Source organism: Melioribacter sp. (assembly GCF_049325435.1).
Lineage (GTDB): Bacteria > Bacteroidota > Ignavibacteria > Ignavibacteriales > Melioribacteraceae > Melioribacter > Melioribacter roseus.
In genome coordinates this window covers 24,048-49,509 of the sequence record NZ_JBMOLD010000002.1, presented here as the reverse complement: position 1 = coordinate 49,509, position 25,462 = coordinate 24,048, and the positions used below count along the sequence as shown (strand labels likewise).

The window sequence follows — 25,462 nt, the reverse complement described above, 5'->3', positions numbered from 1 at the left end:
ACTGTTTATTTATAGTTAAATCGTTCATATTTAGTATTTAAGCCGCATTACGCTTATACATTGTTGTGTGCTGTGCTTATTTCTATTGGAACACGTTGTTCTAGTTGAATTGCTACCGGGGTATAAATATCAACATCTAGTTCTTCCGTTTCAATACTGATAATTAAGGAATATCTTGTTCTATTATTAACCTTTTCTAAATATGGTCTTTCTCTCCACCAGCCTATACTTGGATAAATTGCAATTAAATTGGATGCCGCCAGTTCAACCGCAGTACCTTGCCAGATATCTGAATGTATTGAACCTTTATCTCGATTTTGTCCAATCATCCAATGGTCAGAAGGGCTTTCTGTATCAGGGCGATCAAACTCATCTTCTCTTACCGCCTTATTTATTCTTTTTATAAACTCATCTTCACTTTCTGTTGGTGAATTTATGTTAAATCTTAAACCATGAGAGGGATAACGATATCTATCTTTCCATCCGATCTCTCCCGGACCTGGTTCAATAAAATATGAAAGGGTTATTCTCATTTTAACTTCTGCTTCCCCAAGCTCTTGCAATACCTGTGTTGGCCAGGGAAGTCTATATAAATGCATTTCATTTGTCCTAGGGTGCTCCTCTCTTTCTTTGATAAATGGTTGTATTTCCGCTTCGGCTATGAGTGTTAAGCTGTTTGAAGCACAAAATAATGCCTTGTCAATATTCGGCACGCCATATCCTGCTATTCTTAATAATTGCAGTATTTCTCTTTTTGAAGTAGGATTTTGAACAAATTGCCTGAATAACTCTTCCGGCCAATTAGCTGAATGTACAATTAAACCTCGAATTGTTTCCGGCCAATAGTCCGGGTACATTGCTTGAATGCGTGCAGCAAAACGTGCCGCCTGTGCAGTCGCAGCACTAGTCATATTAAATGGTTCAAAAAGACGGTGAGTGGGCCGATAATAAGTTGAAATTAGTGAGAAGTCGTTGCATTCAGTCCACATACCAGTATTATCAATAGCAACATTTCCACCTTCAAATACCACTTCCGGTTTTATTGGCCATTTACTTTCCCAAGTTAATGATGAAGTGGTAAAAGGAGAAATCTGATTTTGTTGAGCTAATGGTTGGTAATTATTTAGGCTAGAATCTGTTAAATCTGTCAATTTAGTGAATGCCCCAACAGTTAACGCATTCCAAGATTGTCCGGGATCGTGTATCGAATCTGTCAATTGATTATTAGGATAATTAGTGATTTGATTAAAATCTGTAATATTTCCTGCCGCAAGTATTATCAGTCGTTTTTCATTGTCAAAAGCGCCTGATGTAATATTATCAATAGCACCTGACCATGAACTTGGTCGACCCCTATCACGAGTATCAGAAGCAGTTACTGCCGAACAAATAACTCTTTTATTATCTGGTGAATTGATTTCTGCAATGCTTATGGCTTGTGATGTAATGTCTCCCCAAAGTTCAGGGTCATTTTGTCTTACTGGCGGCAATATTTTTACAGACTCTAGCCTATGGTATAAGGTAACCCTATCAGAACTTTCAAAAAGTTCTTGCAAATTATTGTATGCAGATACACCTGCCATCAGTGTTCCATGACCATGATGATCATTGGTGTCCCATTCTGGTTTAACAGATAAACAATCTGAATCAACTAATACAGGTGATATTAATGGGTGACCATTATTTACTCCTGTATCCAAAAGACAAATTGTCACTTGTGATTCTTCATCAATAGATAATCGTTGTAATAAGTCATCAACCCATTCTTGTTGTTCGAAAGGTTCTAAATTTAAAAAGAATTCGGCAGTATCTTTTGCCTTTCTATACTCTGCAATATCGTCCGATAATCTCGAAAGTTTTTGAAGCTGTTCTCTATTTACCTGAACAAGCTTTACAATTCTTTCAGGAAATTTTATGTAACCTGATTTTGAATTTATTTCCTGTTCAGATAAAATTGACTCAAAATTTGAAATAACTTCAACTTCATTCTCACCTCTCAACCAGACCTCACACCATTCAGGTTGTTCATCTGGTATTAATCTTCTATCATCTGTCCAAAAAGAATCTATCAAAAGGGCGGTTCTAAGCTCTTCTATGGAATTGATTAAATCAGCATTTCTGGGTTTCCCTGTACTAGTTTCCTCTTCTAAATACTTCTCTACTTTCCTAAAAAAGAAATTTCTTTTACCTCTTGGAATAAAAACAGTTGCTAATGTTGTTTCTACTCTTTCATTATTGATACTTCTTATTTCGGTTCGTACGTTGCATAATCTTATTCCTTGTCTTAAATCTTCAAGACTTTTAATCATTAATTCAAATCCGGGTGAACTGATAAATTCTAAATAAATACCTGCTCTTTCAGGATAAGCTACTAAAAATTTATTCTCTGAATCTTGCCATGCTTGTTCTAATTGCCGATAGATTCTGTTACCATGTTGTTCTCTATTTCTTTCTGGTATCCTTGGGCTTTTTCCCCCAGATCGAACAGAAGTATAATTAAAATGTGCATCAGGGCCTGATAATTTTATATGTTTGAAAGGGTTTGCATCCATTATTTATTTATTCCTTTATGTGCATTCAATCTTTGCTCTAACATTTCAATTATTACTTTTGTGGTAGTCTTTTTCTTGTTCCCTAATATTGATTTTTTAATTGCATCTGTACAGGCCAAGACTATTTCAGCGTGACTAAGAGATATGCTTTTATTCAATATTGATTTCCAATCAATTTTTGAAGGTTTAAACGAGCCTAAAGTATTTAATATAAGTTTCTTTATTTCATCTTCATTGGGTTTATCATAGTATAAAACATCATCAAATCTTCTAAACAATGCCTTATCCAGTAATTTAGGATTGTTAGTTGCAGCAATTATAAGACTGTCTGAAGAATCAAGTTCTATGAATTGTAAAAACGAATTAAGCACTCTACGCATCTCACCAACATCATTATCTAATGACCGTTCGCCACCTATAGCATCAAACTCATCAAAAAGATATACTCCATGTTCTTTTTCAATCAAATCAAATATCTGTCGTAATTTAGCACTTGTCTCGCCCATGAATTTAGTAACCAATTTATCTACCTGAATGATATGTAATGGCAGGTGTAATTCATATGCTAAAACTTTTGCGGTCATTGTTTTTCCTGTTCCAGGGGGACCTATCAATAGAACTTTCCTTCGATGGCTCAACCCAAACGATTTTAGTTTAGACTGTTGTCTGTATTCTTGAATTACCAAATTTATTCGCTCTTTTAATTCTGAATGTATTACTAAAGAATTTTTTGATACTTCAGGTTTCTCCGGCAATACTAACCCTTTTAAGTCTTGCGGGAATCTTAATATTTTAGGGCCACCTTTTTTACGTTCTAATTCAACTAATTCACGTATAGAATGAGCTAATGCAGCATGCCCTTTTTTTGCTTCGTGAGCAGCTAATTGCAGAGCTATAGTATAAAATCTTTCTGGCTCATTGCTGAAATGAGATTTAATTAAAGATTTTAATTGTTCTGCAGTTGCCATTTTATTTTCCTTTTATTTTCCAAAAGTATGAATATTTTATCATTTCTAAGCATAGTACACAACATAATTCTTGACGTAAAATTTCGTTTTTAATACTAACTTAGCTTTGTAACATCTCCCATTAAACTAATTAATTTTTCATTTTGAATTTAATTTGATTAAACAATAATGTCAAAGAAAAACTTATCGTCTGCCGATAACTTCTCCTTTATATAACGTAAAACCGGGAACAAATGAAACAAGAATTTCCCGATGCTTATATGTCACGCCTCCGAGGTTTGTGTGTGGCAAAAATCTTTGCTCAATATTTTTTTTCTTATTTCATTATTGTCCGGCTATTGCTCAGAACAAAACATAAACCCGGAGGGTTGACATTACTGTAGACACAGAATCATCAATCATAGACAAAACCCGGGACGGGTGACATAATAATTTCCCGAAGCAGAATGATGTCATATCAACGCGAAAATATTTATCATATATTTTTTAAGTTACTCAGTCCTCTCCAAATTACCTTCCACAAGCCCTGACGGCGCTCAAAAATCAAAATATCCGTTCCCGTTTCGTGATATGTATTGTTATTCTGTTCGTATTTCATTTCAAAGTCATAAGTTACAACGGCTGTATTTGCAAACAGTTGGACTGCCGGATTGCTCTCATTGTATATGAGGACTTTTGAGTTATTCATAAAATCAATATATGTCCGAATACAGTTGTCTTTGCCAATGATTTGACGTTTGAAATCAGGACTATTAAACACAACATTTTGGTCAAAAAAATCCGAAAGTTCTAACGGGTTTCCTCTGTGCCAACAGTTGTTGATTTTTCGGATTAGTTTCCAAAGCTGTTTTTGGTCTTTGTTCAATGTCGTTTCCTCGCTTATATTTTTACTTGTTAAAAATTGATAATGCTGCTGTCCGGTTATTATGTCGTCAGAGTATGACCTCTCATAGTTTCGGCTATGAGTAGTTGCGAGGGTTTGCACTTAATTTTGCAAGGATACACCAAACTGAAAATCGGCAGGAAATCTGACGCTGATGAGTATAATCAACTACTTATAGCCATTATTAGTAATTGTTTATTTTCATTTATGATTAAAAATCACATCAGCATTTACCCAATACACCTCTCCTTTGGTTACTCCTTTCCATCCGCTATTTGGAGGATTACTATACCTTTTTGAAAAGAAAAAGTACTTACCGTCTGGAGACATATAAGGACAGAAGTAAATCCAGTCTTCGACTATAGGTTCGCCAAGGTCAAAATAAGAAGGTGTTTGCCATATGTTGTTTTTTTTAAATGATACAGCAAATCCTTTTTCGTCAGTATAAGTATTCATAGTGATTAAAAAGCTTTCATCCGGTGAAACATAAGTACTTCTTTCATTTTTTTCTGAATTAACTTTTGAACCAATATTTACGGGTGTGTCAAACTTCCCGTCACCTAAATATTGAGCTCGGTAAATATCACGTTTTCCAAAACTATCTGGGCGGTCGGATGTAAAGTATAGACTCCCATCTGCTACAACTACTGGGTATGATTCTGCGTATTCATCAGTTGATACAGGGTATTCAACCTTTGAGGCTATTTGCCATTCACCATTTATTTTTTGACTTTTGTATATATTTGGTTTGGAGTCGTTTGAGCGTTCTTCAGGGCTAATACCGAGGAAATACATCGTATTGCCATCTTGAGTAATTGAAGGGTCAATAGCTACAGATTTAGCATCTTGGTTAGAATACAGTTGAATGGGGCGGGGCTCAGTCCAATTTCCATTAATTAATTCAGAATGATGTATAACAAAGCTTCCATCAATAATTCTCGTAAAAAATAATTCAGTGAAAGAAGAGTTAAAAACCGTATTGATTTCTATACTATCTGTGTTAATAATTGACGGGGCAAATAATTCAGGGGTGTCGCCCGGGGGTTTTTGACCTAAATAGGATTTATCCGAGTTAATAGAGTTGTAACTATGTAAAACAAAAGATACTCCAATTATTGATAAGAAATAATACCTTATGGTCATATAATACCTTCTTTTCGTATTGTTTGATTTAAATAATTGCCTACGGGAAAATGTTTGCGAATGGTGGGATTAAATTGCACCTCACTTGCCCTACTCACAAAGAAAGTTTTTATAAGGCACAAAATCCTAAGTTACGCACATTAGCCCGCCTTCTCGCAAACATAATATTATCATCAGTTTTCATTACCATTCATTTTTAAAGCCATCTCAAAATCATTCCAATTTTTCAAAATATTATTCATAAAATTCCCAATTTTATATGTTAATATTTTAACTCTAAAATTAACATCCTTTTGTGGTGGAGCATCCTCCAAAATTAAATATTTTCCAGATAGAGATAATCTTGAGTGAGCAAATGAATTTCTAATTCTTCTAATAAAACTCTTATTTGAATCAGAACTTTCAGATAAATCCAACTCTATTTCAAAATCATTTATATCTAGATTTTTTAAAATAAATTCGTCATATATCTTAGATTCTGTCGCAAATACAAAAACCATATATCCAAATGAAATTAGTGTACCAGCGTTAACAATTGGTCCTCCTTTTATATTTTCAAATTTTCCAAATCTTTTTTAATGGATATTTTTCATCTTTACAGAGCAATAACCACTCATAAGATAATAAAGCTGAATATAGTATGTTCTTTTTTTTCTGAGTTCATAATTTTTTGTAAAAATTATTTAAAATTGATGTCAACGGTTAGTATATGCAAAGCAGGCGATTGCGGGCTTCGAACTTATCAAATCGTTACAATGTTGAAGCGGGCTACAACCTTTGCAATTACTACTATTTAGCCTATTTTGTATATACATTGTTACCAGCCGTTTTTCTATCCTCTAATTTGTAAGCCAATTCTGTCATTGTCTATATACAAGTTCTTTTCTTGCTCTTTATTAATGTCAAAAATGAATGGTTTAATATCATTTGTAATACCGTTTTCTGCATAATCTCTAATTGCAGTGGGTAGAATTATCCTAGGTCTGTAATATTCAAGAATTTCAAAATGCCAAAAATGTCTAAACGGAAATTCCTCAGGGAATAATTTCTCAAAAAGTTTATACGACAATTCAACTTCATAAAATTTTTCTCCCTGAATTTCTATTTCTCTGTAGTTGAAATATTTTTCATTTAAAAATTCTGCTAGTCCACTATAATATTGTCGAGTTAGTTTTTTCAATAATTCATTATCGTAAGGAACATTGTCATTATATGGGTCGTGATATTTACATTGAAAATTATTGTAAAGGTGATAAGAAACACAAGCAACAGAAAAATTAACAGGAATTCTGCCTGTTTGAGATTGTGTTTTGTGAGTTGTCATATTACCGTGTCCGTCAGAATAACCTTTTGCTTCAATTGCAAATGTTGCGTTATTATTAAAAGCTAATAAATCTGGACGACTACCTTTAATTGACAGGCCTTTTTTTTTCATTGCTGCTTCATAATTTACTGTGAAAAGCGCATTGTCTATCCTCTTTGCTAAAAAATCAGCGATTGCCTTGCCTGCAAGATTTGAAAATTGTCCTTTCTCAGTGGGGTCCGATAGTTGGATAGGAGGTTCTGAAAATCTGTCGTTGTAAAACGCTTGTCTTTGAATGTAACTGCTATAATGAAAAAACATAGCAAGTGTCCGAATAAGTTTTTGTGGACGAGGAGCATAACCTTGTCCGGCAATTGCTAAATGTTTTGCAAAAGAAAGTCGTGTCAGACGGTGTGTCTTATTGGTAATTGTCCCTGCGGAGTCTTTATATTCAACTCGTATGTTCATTGATTTTCTGTGGTCCTAAAATTGCTGGTAACATAATTCTTTACGTAATATTTTGTTTTTATGCTGACTTAAATTTTTAATATTCCCCCTTAAACCGAAAAGTTTCTTTTTGAATTTAATTTGATTAAACAATAATGTCAAAGAAAAACTTATCGACTGCCGATAACTTCTCCTTTTAGTTGCGTTGCAGTTATAAAACAGAAACAAATGAAACAAGAATTTCCCGATGCTTATATGTCACCCCTGCGGGGTTTGGATTTCTGTCCGGTTTGTCTCGTTACAATCATTTCACCCCTCCGGGGTTCACTTTTGATAAAATTTCTTTGCTCAATATTTTTTTTCTTATTTCATTATCATCCGGTATTTGTACAGGGCAAAACATAAACCCGGAGGGTTGATATTACTGTAGACATAGAATTATCAAACAGAGAAAGAACCCGGGACGGGTGACATGATGTTTTACGGCGATTGCTATGTCACCCCTGCGGGGTTTCTGTTTGTGTCAGGGTTGTTTTGTTACAATCATTTCACCCCTTCGGGGTTTTGTTTCGGGGCTGGCGTTATTTTTTACTATAATGTCGCCTCTGCGGGGTTAATATGAAATTTGTGATTTTCTTTATCCGCTTTTGTTAATCACGCGGCTTATAATCATTTCTTACGCGAATTAACCGCACCAAACCGTTCCTGGAAATTATTCCCCGCGCTAATTTGCCCATTTCAAAAGAGATTTTATATATTTATAATTCATTTAAACGGAACGAGAGGCTTTTATGAAAATAGAAAAATTAATACTGCCCGTAATGATCGTCGCCGTAATCGCGGCGCTTTATTTTACTTACTTCAGTCCGAAAGACGATCTCGGACTCTTTTCGGACTTCGACAAAAACAGCAACGTAAACAGGGATATAATTGTAAAAGTAATTCACGACAAAGGATTCTTTGTCGATCAGGCTTCGGGCGGTACGGTTTTCTACGTCGAGGATAAAGCCGGCGTTCAAATGAAAGTCGTCGGCCCGATTTCATTGCCGCCCGGCATGGACGTAACAAACAGAGTAACTTTGAGAGGACATTTGCACGACGGCTATTTTCACGCCGCCGAGGTAAGGATAAGAAACTAAAGATGGATTTTGAATTAGTTTCCAATTACCGGCCTTCAGGCGATCAGCCGAAGGCAATCAAGGAATTGGTCGAGGGTCTCAATAAGGGACTGAAACACCAGGTGCTGCTCGGCGTAACGGGCAGCGGGAAAACTTATACCATTTCCAACGTAATCAAAGAAGTCAATCGACCGACGCTGATTATATCGCACAACAAAACACTCGCGGCTCAACTCTATTCGGAATTCAAATCCTTTTTCCCGAATAACGCCGTCGAATTTTTTATCAGTTACTACGATTATTACCAGCCGGAAGCGTACGTCGTTAAAAGGGACCTCTACATTGAAAAAGATTTTTCCGTCAACGAGGAAATCGACCGGCTGAGGCTGAAAGCCACAACGGCGTTAATCGAAGGTCGCCGCGACGTGATTATCGTCGCCAGCGTTTCGAGCATTTACGGCATCGGAGCGCCAGACGAATACGCCCGGCAAATCTTATTCCTGAAAAAAGGTCAGGAAATCAACCGTAAAAAATTGATGCGCGATCTGATCGACATTTATTACACGCGAAACGATATCGAATTTTCGAGAGGAACTTTCAGAGCCCGCGGCGACGTTGTCGAAATCATTCCGGCTTATCAATACGAAGAAGCCATTCGAGTCGAATTTTGGGGCGACGAAATCGAACGGATTTCCGTAATCGATTCGATAACGGGCGACACGATACGAGAAGTCGACTCGGCTCCGATCTATCCGGCTAAGTATTTCGTAACTACGAAAGAGCAAATCAACCGCGCCATCAAATCGATCGAAGAGGAATTGAAAGAACGCCTCCAGTATTTCTGGTCGCAGGAAAAATACGTCGAAGCGCAGAGACTCGAACAACGAACCCGTTTCGATATCGAAATGATGCGCGAAATCGGTTATTGCTCGGGAATCGAAAATTATTCGCGCCATATAGACGGCAGACCGCCGGGTTCGCGTCCCTACTGCCTTTTCGACTATTTCCCTAAAGATTATCTTCTGATTGTCGACGAGTCGCACGTTACTATTCCTCAAATAAGAGGGATGTACAACGGCGACCGCTCCCGGAAAGAAACTCTGGTGGAATACGGCTTTCGACTCCCTTCGGCGCTCGACAACCGTCCTTTGAAATTCGAGGAGTTCGAAAATCTCGTTAATCAGGTAATTTACGTCAGCGCCACGCCCGGCGATTACGAACTCGAGAAAAGCGGGGGATCTTACGTTGAACAGATTATTCGTCCTACTGGACTCCTCGACCCGGAAATCGAAGTGCGTCCCGTTACCGGTCAGATAGACGATTTAATCGGCGAAATTCGAAAACGCGTCGAAAAGAGAGAACGAACTTTAGTAACTACGCTTACGAAAAAAATGGCCGAGGATTTGACCGACTACCTCGACAGACTCAATATTAAAGTGCGCTACATCCACAGCGATATCGACGCGTTGGAACGAGTGGAAATCATACGCGATCTGCGCATCGGGGATTTCGACGTGCTGGTGGGCGTAAACCTGCTTCGCGAAGGACTGGATTTGCCAGAAGTTTCGCTCGTGGCAATTCTCGACGCCGACAAGGAAGGCTTCTTAAGAAGCGAACGGTCGTTAATGCAAACAGCCGGCAGAACCGCGCGTAACGCAAACGGAAAAGTTATAATGTATGCCGACAATATTACCGAATCGATGCGAAAAACGATTAACGAAACCAACCGCCGCAGAAAACTACAGCAGGAATACAACGAGAAACACGGCGTCACTCCCCAAACCATTTATAAAAGCGTCGAAGAAATTCTCAATTCGACTTCCATTGCAGACGTCCGCAAAAAAGAGAGCGAGTCGACCGAAGCTTCAATGCTTAAAGTGGTCGAGCCGGTAATCAAATACATGACCGACGAGCAGAAGAAAGAATTGATCGAACAGATGACCGAAGAGATGCACGCTGCGGCAAAAGACCTCGAATTCGAACGCGCCGCTTTTCTGAGAGATGAAATCGAAAAACTGAAAAAAACCATCAAAGAAAAATGAGGTTTTACTTTCCGCCGCCGTCGATATAAAATCCAAGGGTAAAGAATCCCACCCAATGATCGAGCGAGTAAGGAGCCGTGGCGCCCATTGAACTTCCTTCGAAGGGAAGAAGTTTTTCCGTGTATGTGTCCGAGTATTTTATCAATGCCCCGTGGAGATTGCCGAGTTGCAATTTATCGACAATATTTTCGACCGTCGTCAATCCGAAAAGGAGAGGATACCTTCCGCACCAGAGCGGCGGGGTGGTTTTATTTCCTCCTTCGATCAACTCGCCGTAAAGACCGATAATCTTTTCCCTGCCGATAACTCCCACAAGATAATCGTTTATAATTCTGAGGTCGTTGTTAATTGCGGCGTTATGAGCGGATTCGTCCAGTCCGTACGGATAATTGTCGAAATCGACTCCGTAATGATTCGCGTCGTTCGATATCAGAATAAAAATATCCCTGCCGAGAACAAGTTTGTTTTCTTTGATGTAACCGGCAATTATTTCCGACAATTCCCCGGAAATTAATTCCATCGTATCCCGGTTCATCCCCGGAACCATCAAAGGCGTAATTTTAATTTCTTTATTATAAAACTGGAGAAAAGGAATTACCGCTTCGATGGAATGCTCGATTTGATGCGCGCGGTTATTGACGGTATAATAATCCCGGGGCAACCGTTTCTTTATGATTTCCCGCAGCGGGGAGATAATGACGTCGTTGTATATTCCCGTCCACGCTTTATGATTTTCGAGTATCAGCTTGTTCCTGAAACTCCCCAATTCCTTTCTGACCGTCGAATGCGTAACGCCCAGAATAATTACCTCTTTGGCGTCGATCAATTTGAAAAGCGGATGATAGACTTTGCCGGCGTAGAGATAATCGTCGTGAACCGAAACGGCTGCAATCAAACGCCCTTTGAAATCAACGTTGTCGTCGGAATTTTTATTCAGCCAGTCGACGAACCGATCCATCTCGCCGGCATTCCAGCAAAAGCCGATTTTATCCCGAACGTCTCTTTTATCCTGAGCGTTAAATTCCGCAAACGACAGCGACATCAATAATATGATCAATATTCTTTTCAAAACGCGCCTCATTTCATTACCAGATCGACCGGCGCAGGTAAATTAATATATCCGTTCTTATTTAACAAGTCGGTCGCTTTGTCCGCAATCGCATAACCGCACCAGAAGAGCCACTCTCTGAATCCGGCTTGGTCTTTGAATCCCGACGAAAGATAATATTTTACGAGTCTCGGCGTCTGTTTTTCGAAATATTCCGTTATATCTTTTTGAGTAATCTTTGCAATTCTTTCAAGGGTTTTTATTTCATCTTCATTAAAGAATTTTTTGTTGTTTAATCCTGCGCTTGAAAAAATTTTCTTTTCGAACAAAGCCGCATAGAATCGTGCGGTTCCTCTGGCGGGCGGCTCCGTTTTAATAACAAAATCGGACAGGTTTTTCATAACCGCATAATCGCGAACGACATAGTATGCCGCGTCTTTAAAGGGTCTGTTCATTTTGTTTTTGTTGTATTCGCTCTCAATTTTTTCGAGCCTGTCGAGCGCAATCGTACCGACGTCTTTTATCAAAGTGTCGAGCTTGTTCAGCATATCGTTATAATCGTCGTAAGAAATTACGGGGAAAGCCGGCAGAAAATTATTGTCCGATTTTTTTATCAGGTTGTTTGAAAAGAGGAAATTGATTTCCTCGTTGAAACGGGCTTTATCCGTTTTAAAATAATTTATTATTTCATCGTTCGAGAACCCGTGTTTGAAAAGAATCAGATATTCTTTCTGACGCTCGCTTAATTCCAGATTTGCGGGCGGCGAAGTTACAAACAGATATTCGGAACCGAGAAAGTTGCCGGGAGTTTTTTCCCGGCTGCAGCCGTTAATTAACAACAAGGCAAGCGTCAGGGAGATAAGCCGTTTCATATTTTAACCCTCGTTATTTAAATCCGATATAGAGCGACGGTCCGAAACCGGTTTCTTTTTTTTCCGTCCGTCGAACGCCGGCGTTATCGAACCATTCTTCGATTTCTCTTTCTGAATAATTGCGCCCTTCTTTTGTGGAGACGAGCATGTTCACGGAAAACAAAGCGGCTTCCGGCGGTTCGGTCAGATTGTCGTTCATCGCCCAATCCCTTATAACGATAAAACCGTTCGGAGCGAGCGCCTCGGCTGATTTTTTTATCAACAGTTTGTTTTGCCCGCTACCGTTCATGTGGATTATCGAAGAGATAAAAACCATATCGTAATTTTTGCCAAAATCGGCGGTTAAAAAATCGCCTTCAATAAATTCGGTTCTTTCCGTCATTTGTTCTTCCGAAGCGTATCTTTTTGTAATCGGAATAATTTCGGGCAGGTCGAGGATAACGGATTTCAGTTCGGGGTTTCGCTTCATAAAAGCGTACGAAAAAGCGCCGGAGCCTCCGCCGATATCGAGCATTTTGCGGACGCCGCTTAAATCGATCATATAAGAAATTATATCCGCCTGCGGTTTGGCTCTGTAGTGCATTGCCGCAATAAATTCCTCTCTGTCGGCTTCGTTTCCGCTCAAAGTTACGGCGCCTCTCCCGTTCTTAACTATTCCGGTAAGATTGTTCCACCGGCGCCATTGGTTTGCCGTATGACGGAGATTAGCCATATAATCGCCGCTTTTGCGCGACAGGTATCTGGATGCGGTTTCGGCGCAAAAATATTTGTTCTTTGATTTCTTTAACAGACCGAGAGCGCAAAGGGCATTCAACAAAATTTCAAGCGAAGATTCGTCCGCGTTCAATTCTTCCGCTATTGTTTTACTTGTCAATAATTTACCGTCGAGCGTTGTAAAGAGATCGAGCTCGACCGCCGACAGTAAAATTCTGCTTTCGCGAAAGGACGAAGCAAGTTTGTCTATCTCCTTTTTGTCGAGCATTTCACTCATAAATCAAATCCTTCTTCTGAATCCTTCGCCGAGCACTTCGTGCACGTTATATACGATAACGAACGCCGAAGGGTCGATGCTTTTTACCAGGTCGACCAATTTCGAAACTTCGCGCAACGGAACTACGGTCAAAATCATTTCGCGTTCCACATTTCGGTAAACTCCTCTGGTTTTGACCGCCGTGCAGCCTCTTCCCATTTCGTTTAGAATCGAGTCGATAATTTCATTGTACTTGTCGGAAATTACATAAGCGGCTCTGGCATAGTCAAAGCCGTCGATGATGGCGTCGATAAGCCGGGAGGAAACGAACAGAAGAAATATTGCATAAAACGTGAGAGTAAGAGCTGGGCGGTCGGGCGACAAATCTTTCAATTCGATTATAGTTCCGGCAAAAGCAATCACAAAAAAATCGATTATCATTATAGCCTGACCCGGTTTAATACCGAACCGTTTGTGCAATATCGAAGCGACTATATCGGAACCCGCGGTCGTGCCTTTGAATTTGAATACGAGACCGAGTCCTATTCCCAGCAGAACTGCGCCGATGAGTATCAGAAAGAGAAAATCGTTTTTGTATAAATCCTGTATCGGTTTCGTATCCTGCAGCCGGATAAAAGAGAGTCCCGGTATATCTCCTCTGAAAAGGTCGATAAAAATCGAATTGAACGTAAAACCGACGAAAGTGCGCAGACCGAATTTGCTGCCGAGCTCTTTTATTCCCCAAATGAACAAAGGAACGTTAAAAACCCAAATCAACATACCGACGGGAATTTTATTGCCCGAAAGATAGTGGAAAGCCATTGCAAGACCGCTCACGCCGCCGGGAACCACCTGGGCGTCCACCAGAAAAACCCCGATGCCCACAGCCATTATTGCCGAACCGATAATTATAGCCGTATAATCTATAATCGGATACTTTTTTACAAGAGACTTAACCATGATGCTCCAAAATTTTATTTTTTGAGGACTAAAATAGTCAGACGGGAATTGTTAAAAAAGCGGAAAAGTATTTTAAAGCTCGCCCCGGCGGTACATCATCTGGGTTTTTATTCTGAGGAGCTGTCGTTCGATTATCAAGTCGGCAAGTTTGGCGGGTATTGCCGCTTTGTCTCTGGCATAGAGAATCTCGTTCACCTTTCCTTCGTCCACGTCGATTCTGTACAAATTATTGATGAATCTTCCGAAATCGGCGGCCATCAATTCTTTGATCTTTTCGACAAGATAAGCCCTGATCATTTCAATATCGTTATGCGCGGGCAGATTCGTTTCTTCGAGCGAAAAATCCTTGTTTAGCTTTTTCAACAATTCGGAATAGATTTCCACATTGCTCATCTTTTTCTCCGGATAAATAAAACTGATTTGTTAAAAAACTTTTCTACGGACAGAATCAAAGAAATGACTATTTATTACGGGAATCAAATTAATAAATCGCTTCGACAGGGTCAAATTAAAACCGGCAGACGCACGAACTTATTAGAAGCGCGCCTGCCGTAAGAAAAGCTATTGCCTGAGCCAGCGGAAGACTTCCGACCATTTCGGCTTTTTGCCGGTTATCAAAATGCCGACGCGATATATTTTGCCCGCCACGGGGAATATGGCGATTATCGTAAGAATATTTATCAGTATGGCGGCAATCAACTGCCATGTCGGCACGTCGATCAACGTCATCCTTGCGGGCATTACGATAACAGAAGAGAAAGGAAATAAGGAAGCAATTTCGGCATAAGGTTTATTGGGATTTTCCATGATCGAAAAGGCAATGAAAAACGGAATTATAATGAGCATCATAATCGGCAGCGTGCCCGACGAGGCGTCCTGCGGATTGTCGAATATCGCTCCGACAGTAGCAAACAATCCGATGAACAATACCAACCCGATAAAGAAATTAACCAGTACGTAAAGAACTACGTTCGTATCGATTTCGAGTACAAGATCCGCCGGAAGCGTCATCCACGACGAGGAAACGACGCCCATAATCGTAAAGAGCCAGATTCCCATTTGAACAAGACCTGTAATCGAAGCGCCGAGTATTTTTCCGGTCATCAATTCTTTCGGCTCAACCGACGAAAGAACTATCTCTACAATCTTATTGCTCTTTTCTTCAATTACCGACTGCAGAGTAATTTGACCGATAATAAGCAAACTCATATACAACAAAAACGTGAAAGCGTAAGCCAGCACAATATTGCCGTATCCTTCTTCTTTAATTTGCTCTTCTTCGGAAACTTTGAATCCGGTAAAATCGACTCCGCGCCGCGCAAATTCGAGTTCTTCGGGATCGAGCGTTTTATTCATAAAGTAGGCGTCGACCAATACTTTGTTTACCGGTCCGTTCAATTCTCGCGAGAGCGCAATGTTTTGAGGCGACTTCGAATAGTATTCGATTTTCTTGTTCTTGAGAGCTGTCGAAGGGACGTATATCACTCCGGTCAGCGACTCGTCGACAATTTTGCTTCGTATCTCTTCGAGATGTTTTTTAAATTCATCGCGCGTCATCGTTTTGTAAAGAAAGACATAATGTTTTTCTTTGACGAAATCCGCGTTCGAAAATTCAGTCATGAAAGCGGACGTCAATTCTTCGTTTTCCGTAATCAACTCGAAATTAAGATTCTTGCTCTCGGCGCTGTAGAGCAGCGCCTGAACGCCGAAGATTACGATAATAAGACCGGGAATAAGCAGCGTTGTGGTAATAAAAGCTTTCGAAAAAAGGCGTTCTCTCAATTCTCTTTTTATTATAGCGAGTACTCTGTAATTAAACATTGCCGCCCTCCTTTTCCGATAAAGAAAATTGGGATTCGGAATCGACTTCGTCCCCTACGGTTTCAACGAATATTTCGTGGAGCGAAATATCGTTGGCGTTGAATTTTTTTATTTCCACTCCGTTGTCAATCAGAAGTTTCAACAAAGTCTGAATTTGCGAAGCGTCCCGCACTCTGATTCCGGTCGTATTGCCGAAGTCTTCCATATTTTCCACAATGTCGTAATGTTTTTTCAGAAATGAAATATCGCCGTTATAAACGAGGCTCACGTTCCTGTTTGCATATTTCGCTTTGAGCTCTTCGATTGAGCCTTTCAGCACAATTTTCCCTTTGTCGATAATTGCCACATGGTCGCACATCTTTTCGGCATAATCGATAAGATGGGTCGAAAGGATTATCACTTTGCCCCGTCTTTTCATTTCGAGAATTATTTCTTTCAAAATATTGGTGTTGATCGGATCGAGTCCCGAAAACGGCTCGTCGAGAATAATAAATTCAGGGTCGTGAAGTATGGTGGTAATAAACTGAATTTTCTGCTGGTTGCCTTTGGAAAGGTCTTCTATTTTCGACATGCGTCTGTCGTACAAATCGAATAATTTTAAATATCTCACCGCTTCCCTGTGAACTTGCTTGCCCGTTTTGCCTTTGAGTTCCGCAAAGTAGAGAAGCGTTTCGAGGACTTTCATTTTTTTGTAGAGCCCTCTTTCTTCGGGCAGGTATCCCACTTTGCTTTTGAATTCCCTGCCGACTCGGGCTCCTTTAAGAATAACCTCGCCTTCATCGGGAAGATAAATGCCCATCATCATTCTGATAGTGGTTGTTTTGCCGGCGCCGTTTCTGCCGATCAGTCCGAATATGGAGCCGTCGGGCACCTCGAACGAGGCGCCGTCGACGGCTACGATTTTATCGAATCTTTTGGTAAGATTACGTACTTCCAGTGAATTCATTCCACCCCCGGGAAATTTAAAATCAATTTACCAAATTTTAACTATTTTATCATCCGAAATTCTCATCGGGTCTCCCGGCTGAACGTCGTAGGCTTCGAAAAATTCCGGCATTGTCATCAAAGGACCGTTGACTCTTTGAACTGCGGGAGAATGGACGTCGGTTTTAACCTGGAGTTTCAGCGCTTCGGGTCGTATGTTCGTAGCCCAAACCTGAGCCCATCCGAGGAAGAATCTTTGAGCCGGAGTAAATCCGTCTATTTTTTCTCCTTTTTTGAATTGTTCGGTTTTTTTGAACGCGTTAAACGAAACCGTCAATCCGCCGAGGTCCGCAATATTTTCGCCGAGCGTTAAAGCTCCGTTTACTTTGAATGTGTCGATTACAACAAAACCGTTATAAAGGTCGACCAATTTTTGAGCTCTCTGCTGGAATTTTTCGTTGTCTTCTTCAGTCCACCAGTCGTTCAGATTTCCGTTCTCGTCATATTTTCTGCCCTGGTCGTCAAAGCCGTGGGTGATTTCGTGACCGATAACTGCTCCCATTGCGCCGTAATTGATCGCATCGTCCGCCTCGGGATTAAAAAACGGAGGCTGTAAAATACCTGCGGGGAATGTGATGTCGTTTCTGGTCGGGGAATACATTGCGTTGACGGTTTGAGGATTCATCGACCATTCCGATTTGTCGGCGGGTTGACCGATTTTTTTCAAATCGTCTTTAATGTCCCATTCCCACGCTCTCAACAAATTATTGAGATACGAGTCGCGTTTAATTTCGAGTTCGGAATAGTCTTTCCATTTATCGGGATATCCGATTTTTACTCCGAATGTGCTCAATTTTTTCAAAGCACTGGCTTTGGTTTCGTCGCTCATCCATTCGAGATTTTGAATTCTCTCTTTCATCGAGACGAGCAGATTATCGACGATAGCTTTGGCTTTGGCTTTCGATTCGGGCGGAAAAGCTTTTTCGACATAAACCTGGCCGAGCAATTGACCGAGAGTTCTGTTCATTACATTGATTACCCTTTTCCAGCGCGGTTGAATTTCCTGCTGACCTCTCAGGAATTTGCCTTCGAATTCGAATTTTTCCATAACAAACGGAGCGCTGAGAGCCTCGGCGGTTTCGTTAATTACATTCCATTTCAGATATACTTTCCAATCGTCGAGCGAGACCTCGTCAACAAGAGCCGACATGCCTTTGATGAATTCCGGCTGTCGAATGACGATAATATTCAGATTCTCAACTCCCAGTCCTTCGAAGTATCTGTCCCAGTCAAATTCCGGCGCGGTCTTCTTCAGCGCATTTAGCGTCATTTTATTGTATGTTTTAATCGGATCTCTGTTTTCCAGACGAGTATTGGAAACCTTTGCCAGCGCGGTTTCGATCTTCATAACCTTGTTTGCATATTCGCCGGCGTTTTGCTCTTCTCCCGCCAGAGCGAACATCTTGGCTACGTGCCGTACGTATTTGTCTCTTATTTCTTTCGATCTATCGTCGTCTTTGGTATAATATTCGACGTCGGGAAGTCCTACTCCTCCCTGATAAATATGAGCTGCCATCAAGTCGCTTCTCTTAGCGTCGCTTGCCACATAGAAAATGAAGAAGGGCGAAATGCCCGTTTTATGGAATTCCGCTACCGTTTCAATTAATTCTTTTTTGTTTCTTATTTTGTCGATTTGGTTGAACATCGGGAGAATCGGTTTGTAACCGTATCTTTCGATACGCGCCGAGTCCATTGCCGTAACGTAAAAGTCGGCAATCTTTTGTTTGGCGGTGCCCTTTTCCCAATTCGGATTAGAAGCCACTTCTTCAACTATCGAACGCAACAATTCGTTGTTCTTTTCGATTAAAACGTTGAACATTCCCCAGCGGCTCTGATCGGGCGGTACGGGATTGTTTTTAACCCAGTTACCCACGGCAAATTCATAAAAATTTTCTTTGGGAGATACGGATTTGTTTAAGTTATTGATATCGAATCCCTTTTCTCCTCCTTCGGCATAAACGTTTAAAATAAATCCCGAAAGGATAAATAAACCGAATAGAATAATTTTGAATCGCATTACAAAACTCCTTTAATTTTTTGTACTTATTTTGACGGAATAACAACCGTTTTGTTCTGTTATCCAAAAAATAAGCAAAATAAAGGAGTCCAAAAAACCCGAGATAATTTAATATCCCGCTATTATTCGGAAGAAAGCTTTCGCTTCCATTTGCGGAGGGCTCTGTTCACTTCTTTAGGGGAAGCGCCGCCGGCTGAAATTTTTTTCTTTATACTGCTCATGGGATGGAGGAGCGAGTACAAATCTTTTTCGAATGCGGATGAAAATTTTTTATACTCGCTTAGTTCTAGTTGATTTAACTTAATTCCTCTTTCCACGCAGAGAGCGACTATTTTGCCTACAAGATGATGGGCTTCCCGAAAAGGAACATTCTTACGAACAAGATAATCGAGCAAATCGGTTGCAAGCGATAAATCGCCGGTCAATTCTTCCTCGAACCTGTCGGCTTTGAATTCCGTATGGTCAATCATATTGGCGGCAATCTTCAGGCAATCTTTGGTTGTGTCGAGCGCGGTAATCAGATGATACTTGTCCTCCTGCATATCTCTGTTGTAAGCCAGAGGAAGTCCTTTCATTAAGGTCAGCATGCCCGTTAAAGCTCCGAAGACTCTTCCCGATTTGCCCCGTATCAATTCGGCAAAATCCGGATTTTTCTTTTGAGGCATCAGGCTGCTGCCCGTAGCATAGGCGTCGTCTGTTTGAGCGAACGAAAATTCCGAAGAGCTCCACAATATAAATTCTTCCGAAAGCCTGCTCAAATTCATCATTATAATCGACGTTGCCGAAATAAATTCGATAATCAAATCCCGACTGCTTACGGCGTCGATACTGTTGTCGACTATGCCGCTGAATCCGAGAAGTTCGGCAGTATAATTTCTGTCGATCGGGAGCGACGTGCCCGCAAAGGCTGCCGCGCCGAGCGGAGATTTGTCGCCCCGTTTCAAACAATCTTTCAATCTTTCCTTGTCCCTTTCGAGCATTTCGATATACGCAATCAGATGATGAGCAAAGAGTATCGGCTGCGCTCTTTGCAAATGAGTATAACCCGGGACAATTACTGATTTATATTTTTCCGCTTTTTTAAATAATGATTTCTGCAGGTCCGAAATCAGTTTAATCGTAAGATTAATTTCCTTTTTCAGGAACAGTCTTTCATCGAGAGCCACCTGGTCGTTGCGGCTGCGCGCGGTATGAAGTTTTTTACCGACGTCTCCTATTTTCCGAACGAGCCGCTCCTCGACCGCCGAATGGATGTCTTCTTTTGTCCAGTCGATTTGATATTCGCCGTTTGCAATTTCTTTTCGAATTTCTTCGATCGCTTTGATTATCTTTTTCGATTCGGCGACCGATATTATTTTTTGTTTGGCGAGCATTTTAACATGCGAAATGCTGCCGTCGATATCCTCGTTATACATTCTCGAGTCGAGCTCAATCGACGAAGAAAATTTCAAGGCTTCCTCGTCCAGACTCTTTTTGAAGCGACCGTTCCATACAGCCATTTTACACCGTAATGTTTGTTTCGTTGGCTTTTTGTTCTACCCTGTTGATTGTTTTGTAAGGCAGCCCGTAAATTTTAATAAATCCTTCCGAAGCTTTATGATCGAACTGGTCTTCGATTGTATAGGTTGCCAGAGACGGGTCGTAGAGCGAATAAGGAGAAGTTCTGCCGGCAACTCTCATTGTGCCTTTATAGAGTTTAATCTTAACCAGACCCGTTACTTTTTCCTGCGATTTGTCGACGAATGCCTGGAGCGCTTCTCTCAACGGAGTAAACCAGAGTCCGTTATAAATAAGGCTGGCAAATTCATGAGACACGAGGCTTTTATAATGCATGACCGCTTTATCGAGAGTGAGTCTTTCGAGTTCCGTATGCGCAAAATGGAGTATCGATGCGGCGGGGGCTTCGTATACTTCGCGTGATTTAATGCCGACCAACCGGTTTTCAATCATATCGATTCTGCCGATTCCGTGTTTGCCGCCAACCTCATTCAGATAATTAACCAGTTCAATCGGGCTCAATTCTTTGCCGTCCACTTTTACTGGAATTCCTTTTTCGAATTCTACGGTAACGGTCTCGGCATAATCGGGAGCTTTCTCCGGCGATACAGTATGGAGGTATGCGTCTTCGGGCGGTTCCTGCATCGGGTCTTCTAGAATGCCGCATTCGATTGCCGTTCCCCAGATATTATCGTCTATCGAATAGGGATTGTCTTTTGTAATTGCGACCGGTATGTTGTTTTCCTTGGCATATTCAATTTCTTCCTCGCGGGATTTGAATTCCCAGGTTCTCAAAGGCGCAATGCATTTAAGATCGGGAGCCAGGGCTCCGACCGAAACTTCGAATCTCACCTGGTCGTTTCCTTTGCCCGTGCAGCCGTGAGCTACCATAGTCGCATTTTCTTTTAGAGCCACGTCGACCAAAGCCTTAGCCAGCAAGGGTCTGCCGATAGCCGTTGCCATCGGATAAGCGTTTTCGTAAAGCGCGCCCGATCTGAGAGCCGGAAAAGCGTAATCTGTTAGAAATTCTTCGGTTAAATCTTCGATATAGACTTTGGAAGCGCCGGATTTAAGGGCTTTTTCCTCCAAACCGATCAATTCTTTGGACTGACCCAGATTGCCCGTAAACGTTATTATTTCCGCGTCGTAATTTTTTTTGAGCCAGTGAACCATTACCGAAGTATCGAGTCCACCGGAATACGCCACTACTATTTTCTGTTTGCTCATTTTTCTATTCCCAATAATGTTTTTAATTCTTCGATTACTTTTTTAATATTTTTTGTGGATTTCGGCACGACAATAATCGTATCGTCGCCGGCTATAGTGCCCAACACATCGGGCAAATTTTCCCTGTCGATTTGAACGGCTACTCCCTGCGCGCGTCCCAAAAATGTTTTTACAAGTATAAGGCATTCGTTCGATTCGATGGCAAGGACTTCCTCCGCTATATAATTTTTGAGCGCGCCCTCTCCGCCTTCCTGATTTATCTGATAAACAAGACCTTTTGAAGTCGGCACGCGCACCACTCCCAATTCATTCAAATCCCTGGAAAGAGTTGCCTGAGTAACTTTAATTCCTTTGCTTTTCAAAAGTTTGCCGAGCTGAGTCTGATTAAAAACTTCCTGCGAAGTAATAATCGATTTAATCAACGAGTGACGTTTTTGAATTTCCTCTAACTTTTTTCCCATTGTTAACCTTTATTTATTCGTCTACTATTTCCGTTCCTACGCCTTCCTTCGTAAAAATTTCGAGCAGAAGCGCGTGAGGAATTCTGCCGTCGATAATATGAACTTTTTTTACGCCTGCGTCGAGCGCTCTGAAAGCGGATTCCACTTTTGGAATCATACCGCCGTTAATGATTCCTTTTTCAATCATCTTTTGCGCTTCGGAGCGGGTAAGATGCGTCATCAGCCGTTCGCCGTCTTTAATGCCTTCGACGTCGGTCATGAACACCAGTTTGGAAGAAGTAACAGCGCCTGCAATATGACAGGCGGCAATATCGGCGTTTACATTATAAACGGCGCCGTTGCCATCCACTCCTACGGGGGCGATAACCGGCAGATAACCGTCTTTCATCAAATTTGCAAGGAATCTGTCGTTAACATTTTCGATTTCGCCAACGAGACCCAGATCTTCTTTTTCGTATTTTTTTACGCCGAGCAAGTTTCCGTCGATGCCGCTTACGCCTACCGCCCTGCCGCCGTGCATATTTATTCTTCTTACGATATCTTTATTTATTTGTCCGGCAAGCACCATCTGAACGACGCCAATCGTATCGTCGTCGGTATATCTTTGCCCGTTTACAAAATTTGTCTTGAGATTGAGTTTATTCGAAAGCGAAGTAATTTCCTTCCCGCCGCCGTGTACGACAATTATATTAATACCGATTTTACGGAGCAGCGTCACGTCCTGTGCGACCATCTGTTTAAGGTTTTCCTCTTCCATAACCGCGCCGCCGTATTTAATCACAAAAGTTTTGCTTTCGAATTCCTGAATGTACGGCAGAGCTTCTACAAGCACGTCTTCTTTTCTGAATTTTGGCAGCGTCATGTTCTGTAACTCCCGTTGATCTTAACGTATTCTTCGGACAGGTCACACGTCCAGTAATTGGCTTTTCCCGAGCCTTCGTTCAATTTTATCAACAATTCAATCTCGTTCGGTTTCAGCGTTTTGTTGGCTTCTTCGATCGAAAGTTTTACGTCGTAATTTTTACCGAGGATACAGGTGCCGTTGATATATATTTCGAAATCGTCCGGATTGAATTCAATGCCGGAATATCCCACGGCGGCTAAAATTCTTCCCCAGTTGGCGTCCTCGCCGTGTACGGCTGTTTTGACAAGAGGTGAATGAGCCACGCTGCGCGCCGCTTTCAATGCGTCGTCGTCCGATAAAGCTCCTTCAACAACTATTTCGATTAATTTTGTGGCGCCTTCGCCGTCCTTAACAATATCAATGGCAAGCTTTTTCATTAATTCAAACAGAGCCGTTTCAAAAGCTGCGGAGCTGTCGTCGTTTATTTCCGCGCCCGACACTCCGTTTGCCAACGCAATCACCATATCGTTTGTGCTCGTATCGCCGTCGACGGTAATTCTGTTGAATGTTTTGTCGGCAGTCTTTTTTAAAACGTTTTGAAAATAATTTTTTTCAACGGCTGCATCGGTGGTAATAAAAGCCAGCATAGTCGCCATATTGGGGTGAATCATTCCGGAACCTTTTGCAATTCCTCCGATGGTTGCGATTTTACCGTTCGCTTCAAATTCCACTGAAGTAAATTTCGGAAAAGTATCCGTTGTCATAATCGCTTCCGCCGCTGCGTTTGAGTCGTCTTCCGAAAGCATATCGACAATTTTGCCTATCCCCGCTCTTATTTTTTCCATCGGCAAAGGTTCGCCTATAACGCCGGTAGAAGAAACGAATACTTCTTCGGGTTTGATATTCAATGCTGAAGCGGTCAGCGCAGCCATTTCGACCGCATCCTTCATGCCTTGCTCGCCAGTGCATGCGTTTGCGTTGCCGCTGTTGACTATTATTGCGCGGAATTTATCGTTTGAGTTCAAATGCTTTTTGGATATAAGCACGGGCGCCGCCTGGACTTTGTTTTTGGTAAAAATTGCGGCGGCGGTTGCCGGCGTTTCCGACACAATCAAAGCGAGATCTTTTTTGTATCTTTTAATACCGCAGTGAAGACCGGCGCTCAAGAATCCCATCGGAGCCGTTATCCCGGATTTCATCTCTTTATCCGATATAATTTCCGTATGCTTGTTTTCGTTCATAATAATCCCGTTGTTTTATCATAATCAAAAATTATATTCAAATTTTGTATAGCCTGACCCGCTGCGCCTTTTACCAAATTGTCGATTGCGGATATAATAATCAGATCGTTGCCTGCAAGACTAAAACCGATATCACAAAAATTGGTGTAAGCTACATTTTTAATTTCCGGTATTCCTTCCCCAAGCAATCTGACGAAGGTTTTATCCGAATAATATTTCTCATAGATTTTCTCGATTTTACCAACGTCTGTCGAATTATTCGTTTTGCAATGAATAGTCGTGTAAATTCCTCTGGTAATCGGCAAAAGATGCGTTACAAAAGTGAAGGAAATCGGGATATTGCCAAACTTTTGGAGATAGAGGTCGATCTCGGGGATGTGCTGATGAACCCCGACTTTATATGCCCTTACGTTCTCGTTTACCTCGCTGAAAATCATCGAGAGATTTACAGACTTTCCCGCGCCCGAAGTACCGCTGTATGAGTTTATTGAAATAAAATCCGGACTTACGATTTTCTCTTTCAGCAAGGGAATTAACGGCAAGAGAACGCTTGTGGGATAGCAGCCGGGATTTGCAATTATTTTTGCGTTTTTAATTTCAGCTTCGTTCCATTCCGGCAGACCGTAAACCGCTTTCTGCATTAAATCCGGCGTCGAGTGTTCGTGTTTATAGTATTTTTTATAAATATTCACGTCTTTGAGTCGGAAATCGCCGCCGAGATCGATTACGTTTATATTCTTATTAAACGCCTCGGCAACTATCGACTGAGCCTCTCCGGAAGGAAGGGCTACGAACAACAAGTCGGTTCCATCCAGAGATTCCGCTTCAAAAGAGGCGATTTCTTTCGAAAGCGTTGATTTAAGGGACGGATGCACATCGTCAATACGCTTGCCCGCGGTAGAATGCCCGAAGAGTTTATCTATTTTTACACCGGGATGCCTCAGCAACAACTTAATCAATTCTGCGCCGGAATACCCGGCGGCTCCCGCTATCGAAACACTAACCACTTATTTCTCCGTTTTGCAAAGCATAATTATACATAATTATGCATAATTATGCAAATC

General features: G+C 41.1%; 22 protein-coding genes. 2 read left to right on the top strand and 20 right to left on the bottom strand.

All coding sequences use genetic code 11. The features are described from left to right. Positions 1 to 53: 53 nt before the first annotated feature. From ACOYVE_RS01810 to ACOYVE_RS01785, 6 genes are all read right to left on the bottom strand, one after another. Entirely contained in the window at positions 54 to 2,552 is a 2,499-nt protein-coding gene (locus tag ACOYVE_RS01810) for a S8 family peptidase (protein WP_014855579.1), read from the bottom strand. Next, positions 2,552 to 3,520 (bottom strand): AAA family ATPase, encoded by a 969-nt coding sequence (locus ACOYVE_RS01805; RefSeq protein ID WP_014855580.1) that lies wholly within the window; start codon positions 3,518 to 3,520, stop codon positions 2,552 to 2,554. The genes ACOYVE_RS01810 and ACOYVE_RS01805 overlap by 1 nt, the downstream gene beginning before the upstream one ends. A gap of 475 nt (positions 3,521 to 3,995) precedes the next feature. Beyond that, the gene (locus ACOYVE_RS01800; protein ID WP_041355851.1) at positions 3,996 to 4,385 is read right to left on the bottom strand and encodes a nuclear transport factor 2 family protein; all 390 of its coding nucleotides are present in this window, start codon (positions 4,383 to 4,385) and stop codon (positions 3,996 to 3,998) included. Between the two features lie 219 nt (positions 4,386 to 4,604). Beyond that, the gene (locus ACOYVE_RS01795; RefSeq protein ID WP_014855581.1) at positions 4,605 to 5,546 is read right to left on the bottom strand and encodes a PD40 domain-containing protein; all 942 of its coding nucleotides are present in this window, start codon (positions 5,544 to 5,546) and stop codon (positions 4,605 to 4,607) included. 173 nt (positions 5,547 to 5,719) lie between these two features. Continuing rightward, positions 5,720 to 6,046, bottom strand: a complete 327-nt coding sequence (locus ACOYVE_RS01790) for a hypothetical protein (RefSeq protein ID WP_041355853.1) — start codon at positions 6,044 to 6,046, stop codon at positions 5,720 to 5,722. Positions 6,047 to 6,378: 332 nt separating this feature from the next. Further along, positions 6,379 to 7,317, bottom strand: a complete 939-nt coding sequence (locus ACOYVE_RS01785) for a hypothetical protein (protein ID WP_014855582.1) — start codon at positions 7,315 to 7,317, stop codon at positions 6,379 to 6,381. Positions 7,318 to 8,087: 770 nt separating this feature from the next. Between ACOYVE_RS01785 and ACOYVE_RS01780 the strand changes: the two genes are divergently transcribed. Next, positions 8,088 to 8,435 carry a hypothetical protein gene (locus tag ACOYVE_RS01780; protein ID WP_014855583.1) on the top strand — a complete coding sequence of 116 codons (348 nt, stop codon included), beginning with the start codon at positions 8,088 to 8,090 and terminating at the stop codon, positions 8,433 to 8,435. Positions 8,436 to 8,437: 2 nt separating this feature from the next. Beyond that, positions 8,438 to 10,456 (top strand): excinuclease ABC subunit UvrB, encoded by a 2,019-nt coding sequence (uvrB, locus tag ACOYVE_RS01775; protein ID WP_014855584.1) that lies wholly within the window; start codon positions 8,438 to 8,440, stop codon positions 10,454 to 10,456. A 4-nt stretch (positions 10,457 to 10,460) separates the two neighbouring features. On the opposite strand, the gene amrB is transcribed toward uvrB, so the two are convergent. From amrB to argC, 14 genes are all read right to left on the bottom strand, one after another. Then, positions 10,461 to 11,525 (bottom strand): AmmeMemoRadiSam system protein B, encoded by a 1,065-nt coding sequence (gene amrB, locus ACOYVE_RS01770; RefSeq protein ID WP_226990975.1) that lies wholly within the window; start codon positions 11,523 to 11,525, stop codon positions 10,461 to 10,463. 8 nt (positions 11,526 to 11,533) lie between these two features. After that, the gene (locus ACOYVE_RS01765) at positions 11,534 to 12,376 is read right to left on the bottom strand and encodes a hypothetical protein (protein ID WP_014855586.1); all 843 of its coding nucleotides are present in this window, start codon (positions 12,374 to 12,376) and stop codon (positions 11,534 to 11,536) included. Positions 12,377 to 12,389: 13 nt separating this feature from the next. Then, entirely contained in the window at positions 12,390 to 13,367 is a 978-nt protein-coding gene (locus tag ACOYVE_RS01760) for a methyltransferase (RefSeq protein WP_014855587.1), read from the bottom strand. A gap of 3 nt (positions 13,368 to 13,370) precedes the next feature. Further along, positions 13,371 to 14,306 (bottom strand): YitT family protein, encoded by a 936-nt coding sequence (locus tag ACOYVE_RS01755; RefSeq protein WP_014855588.1) that lies wholly within the window; start codon positions 14,304 to 14,306, stop codon positions 13,371 to 13,373. Positions 14,307 to 14,378: 72 nt separating this feature from the next. Then, the gene (locus ACOYVE_RS01750; protein ID WP_014855589.1) at positions 14,379 to 14,699 is read right to left on the bottom strand and encodes a hypothetical protein; all 321 of its coding nucleotides are present in this window, start codon (positions 14,697 to 14,699) and stop codon (positions 14,379 to 14,381) included. Positions 14,700 to 14,867: 168 nt separating this feature from the next. Continuing rightward, positions 14,868 to 16,127 (bottom strand): ABC transporter permease, encoded by a 1,260-nt coding sequence (locus ACOYVE_RS01745; protein WP_014855590.1) that lies wholly within the window; start codon positions 16,125 to 16,127, stop codon positions 14,868 to 14,870. Continuing rightward, positions 16,120 to 17,073 (bottom strand): ABC transporter ATP-binding protein, encoded by a 954-nt coding sequence (locus ACOYVE_RS01740; protein WP_014855591.1) that lies wholly within the window; start codon positions 17,071 to 17,073, stop codon positions 16,120 to 16,122. Before ACOYVE_RS01740 ends, ACOYVE_RS01745 begins: the two co-directional genes overlap by 8 nt. A 27-nt stretch (positions 17,074 to 17,100) precedes the next feature. Continuing rightward, a complete protein-coding gene (locus tag ACOYVE_RS01735; RefSeq protein WP_014855592.1) occupies positions 17,101 to 19,128 on the bottom strand; it encodes a M13 family metallopeptidase in 2,028 nt (675 codons plus the stop codon). A gap of 122 nt (positions 19,129 to 19,250) precedes the next feature. After that, the gene (gene argH / locus ACOYVE_RS01730; protein WP_014855593.1) at positions 19,251 to 20,627 is read right to left on the bottom strand and encodes an argininosuccinate lyase; all 1,377 of its coding nucleotides are present in this window, start codon (positions 20,625 to 20,627) and stop codon (positions 19,251 to 19,253) included. 1 nt (position 20,628) lies between these two features. Next, positions 20,629 to 21,852 (bottom strand): argininosuccinate synthase, encoded by a 1,224-nt coding sequence (locus tag ACOYVE_RS01725; RefSeq protein ID WP_014855594.1) that lies wholly within the window; start codon positions 21,850 to 21,852, stop codon positions 20,629 to 20,631. Further along, positions 21,849 to 22,313, bottom strand: a complete 465-nt coding sequence (gene argR, locus ACOYVE_RS01720) for an arginine repressor (protein WP_014855595.1) — start codon at positions 22,311 to 22,313, stop codon at positions 21,849 to 21,851. Before argR ends, ACOYVE_RS01725 begins: the two co-directional genes overlap by 4 nt. A gap of 13 nt (positions 22,314 to 22,326) precedes the next feature. Further along, complete coding sequence (argB, locus tag ACOYVE_RS01715; RefSeq protein WP_014855596.1) at positions 22,327 to 23,175, bottom strand: acetylglutamate kinase; 849 nt, start codon at positions 23,173 to 23,175, stop codon at positions 22,327 to 22,329. Further along, positions 23,172 to 24,398: a bifunctional glutamate N-acetyltransferase/amino-acid acetyltransferase ArgJ gene (argJ, locus tag ACOYVE_RS01710; protein ID WP_014855597.1), complete on the bottom strand. Its 1,227-nt coding sequence runs from the start codon at positions 24,396 to 24,398 to the stop codon at positions 23,172 to 23,174. The genes argB and argJ overlap by 4 nt, the downstream gene beginning before the upstream one ends. Further along, a complete protein-coding gene (gene argC / locus ACOYVE_RS01705; RefSeq protein WP_014855598.1) occupies positions 24,395 to 25,405 on the bottom strand; it encodes an N-acetyl-gamma-glutamyl-phosphate reductase in 1,011 nt (336 codons plus the stop codon). The genes argJ and argC overlap by 4 nt, the downstream gene beginning before the upstream one ends. Between the last annotated feature and the right edge of the window lie 57 nt (positions 25,406 to 25,462).

Excerpts from the sequence above, each read along its gene's own strand:
- ACOYVE_RS01810 (WP_014855579.1), bottom strand. The coding sequence starts at position 2,552 with ATGGATGCAAACCCTTTCAAACATATAAAATTATCAGGCCCTGATGCA.
- ACOYVE_RS01805 (WP_014855580.1), bottom strand. The coding sequence starts at position 3,520 with ATGGCAACTGCAGAACAATTAAAATCTTTAATTAAATCTCATTTCAGC.
- ACOYVE_RS01795 (WP_014855581.1), bottom strand. The coding sequence starts at position 5,546 with ATGACCATAAGGTATTATTTCTTATCAATAATTGGAGTATCTTTTGTT.
- ACOYVE_RS01790 (WP_041355853.1), bottom strand. The coding sequence starts at position 6,046 with ATGGTTTTTGTATTTGCGACAGAATCTAAGATATATGACGAATTTATT.
- ACOYVE_RS01785 (WP_014855582.1), bottom strand. The coding sequence starts at position 7,317 with ATGAACATACGAGTTGAATATAAAGACTCCGCAGGGACAATTACCAAT.
- ACOYVE_RS01780 (WP_014855583.1), top strand. The coding sequence starts at position 8,088 with ATGAAAATAGAAAAATTAATACTGCCCGTAATGATCGTCGCCGTAATC.
- uvrB (WP_014855584.1), top strand. The coding sequence starts at position 8,438 with ATGGATTTTGAATTAGTTTCCAATTACCGGCCTTCAGGCGATCAGCCG.
- ACOYVE_RS01765 (WP_014855586.1), bottom strand. The coding sequence starts at position 12,376 with ATGAAACGGCTTATCTCCCTGACGCTTGCCTTGTTGTTAATTAACGGC.
- ACOYVE_RS01760 (WP_014855587.1), bottom strand. The coding sequence starts at position 13,367 with ATGAGTGAAATGCTCGACAAAAAGGAGATAGACAAACTTGCTTCGTCC.
- ACOYVE_RS01755 (WP_014855588.1), bottom strand. The coding sequence starts at position 14,306 with ATGGTTAAGTCTCTTGTAAAAAAGTATCCGATTATAGATTATACGGCT.
- ACOYVE_RS01750 (WP_014855589.1), bottom strand. The coding sequence starts at position 14,699 with ATGAGCAATGTGGAAATCTATTCCGAATTGTTGAAAAAGCTAAACAAG.
- ACOYVE_RS01745 (WP_014855590.1), bottom strand. The coding sequence starts at position 16,127 with ATGTTTAATTACAGAGTACTCGCTATAATAAAAAGAGAATTGAGAGAA.
- ACOYVE_RS01740 (WP_014855591.1), bottom strand. The coding sequence starts at position 17,073 with ATGAATTCACTGGAAGTACGTAATCTTACCAAAAGATTCGATAAAATC.
- ACOYVE_RS01735 (WP_014855592.1), bottom strand. The coding sequence starts at position 19,128 with ATGCGATTCAAAATTATTCTATTCGGTTTATTTATCCTTTCGGGATTT.
- argH (WP_014855593.1), bottom strand. The coding sequence starts at position 20,627 with ATGGCTGTATGGAACGGTCGCTTCAAAAAGAGTCTGGACGAGGAAGCC.
- ACOYVE_RS01725 (WP_014855594.1), bottom strand. The coding sequence starts at position 21,852 with ATGAGCAAACAGAAAATAGTAGTGGCGTATTCCGGTGGACTCGATACT.
- argR (WP_014855595.1), bottom strand. The coding sequence starts at position 22,313 with ATGGGAAAAAAGTTAGAGGAAATTCAAAAACGTCACTCGTTGATTAAA.
- argB (WP_014855596.1), bottom strand. The coding sequence starts at position 23,175 with ATGACGCTGCCAAAATTCAGAAAAGAAGACGTGCTTGTAGAAGCTCTG.
- argJ (WP_014855597.1), bottom strand. The coding sequence starts at position 24,398 with ATGAACGAAAACAAGCATACGGAAATTATATCGGATAAAGAGATGAAA.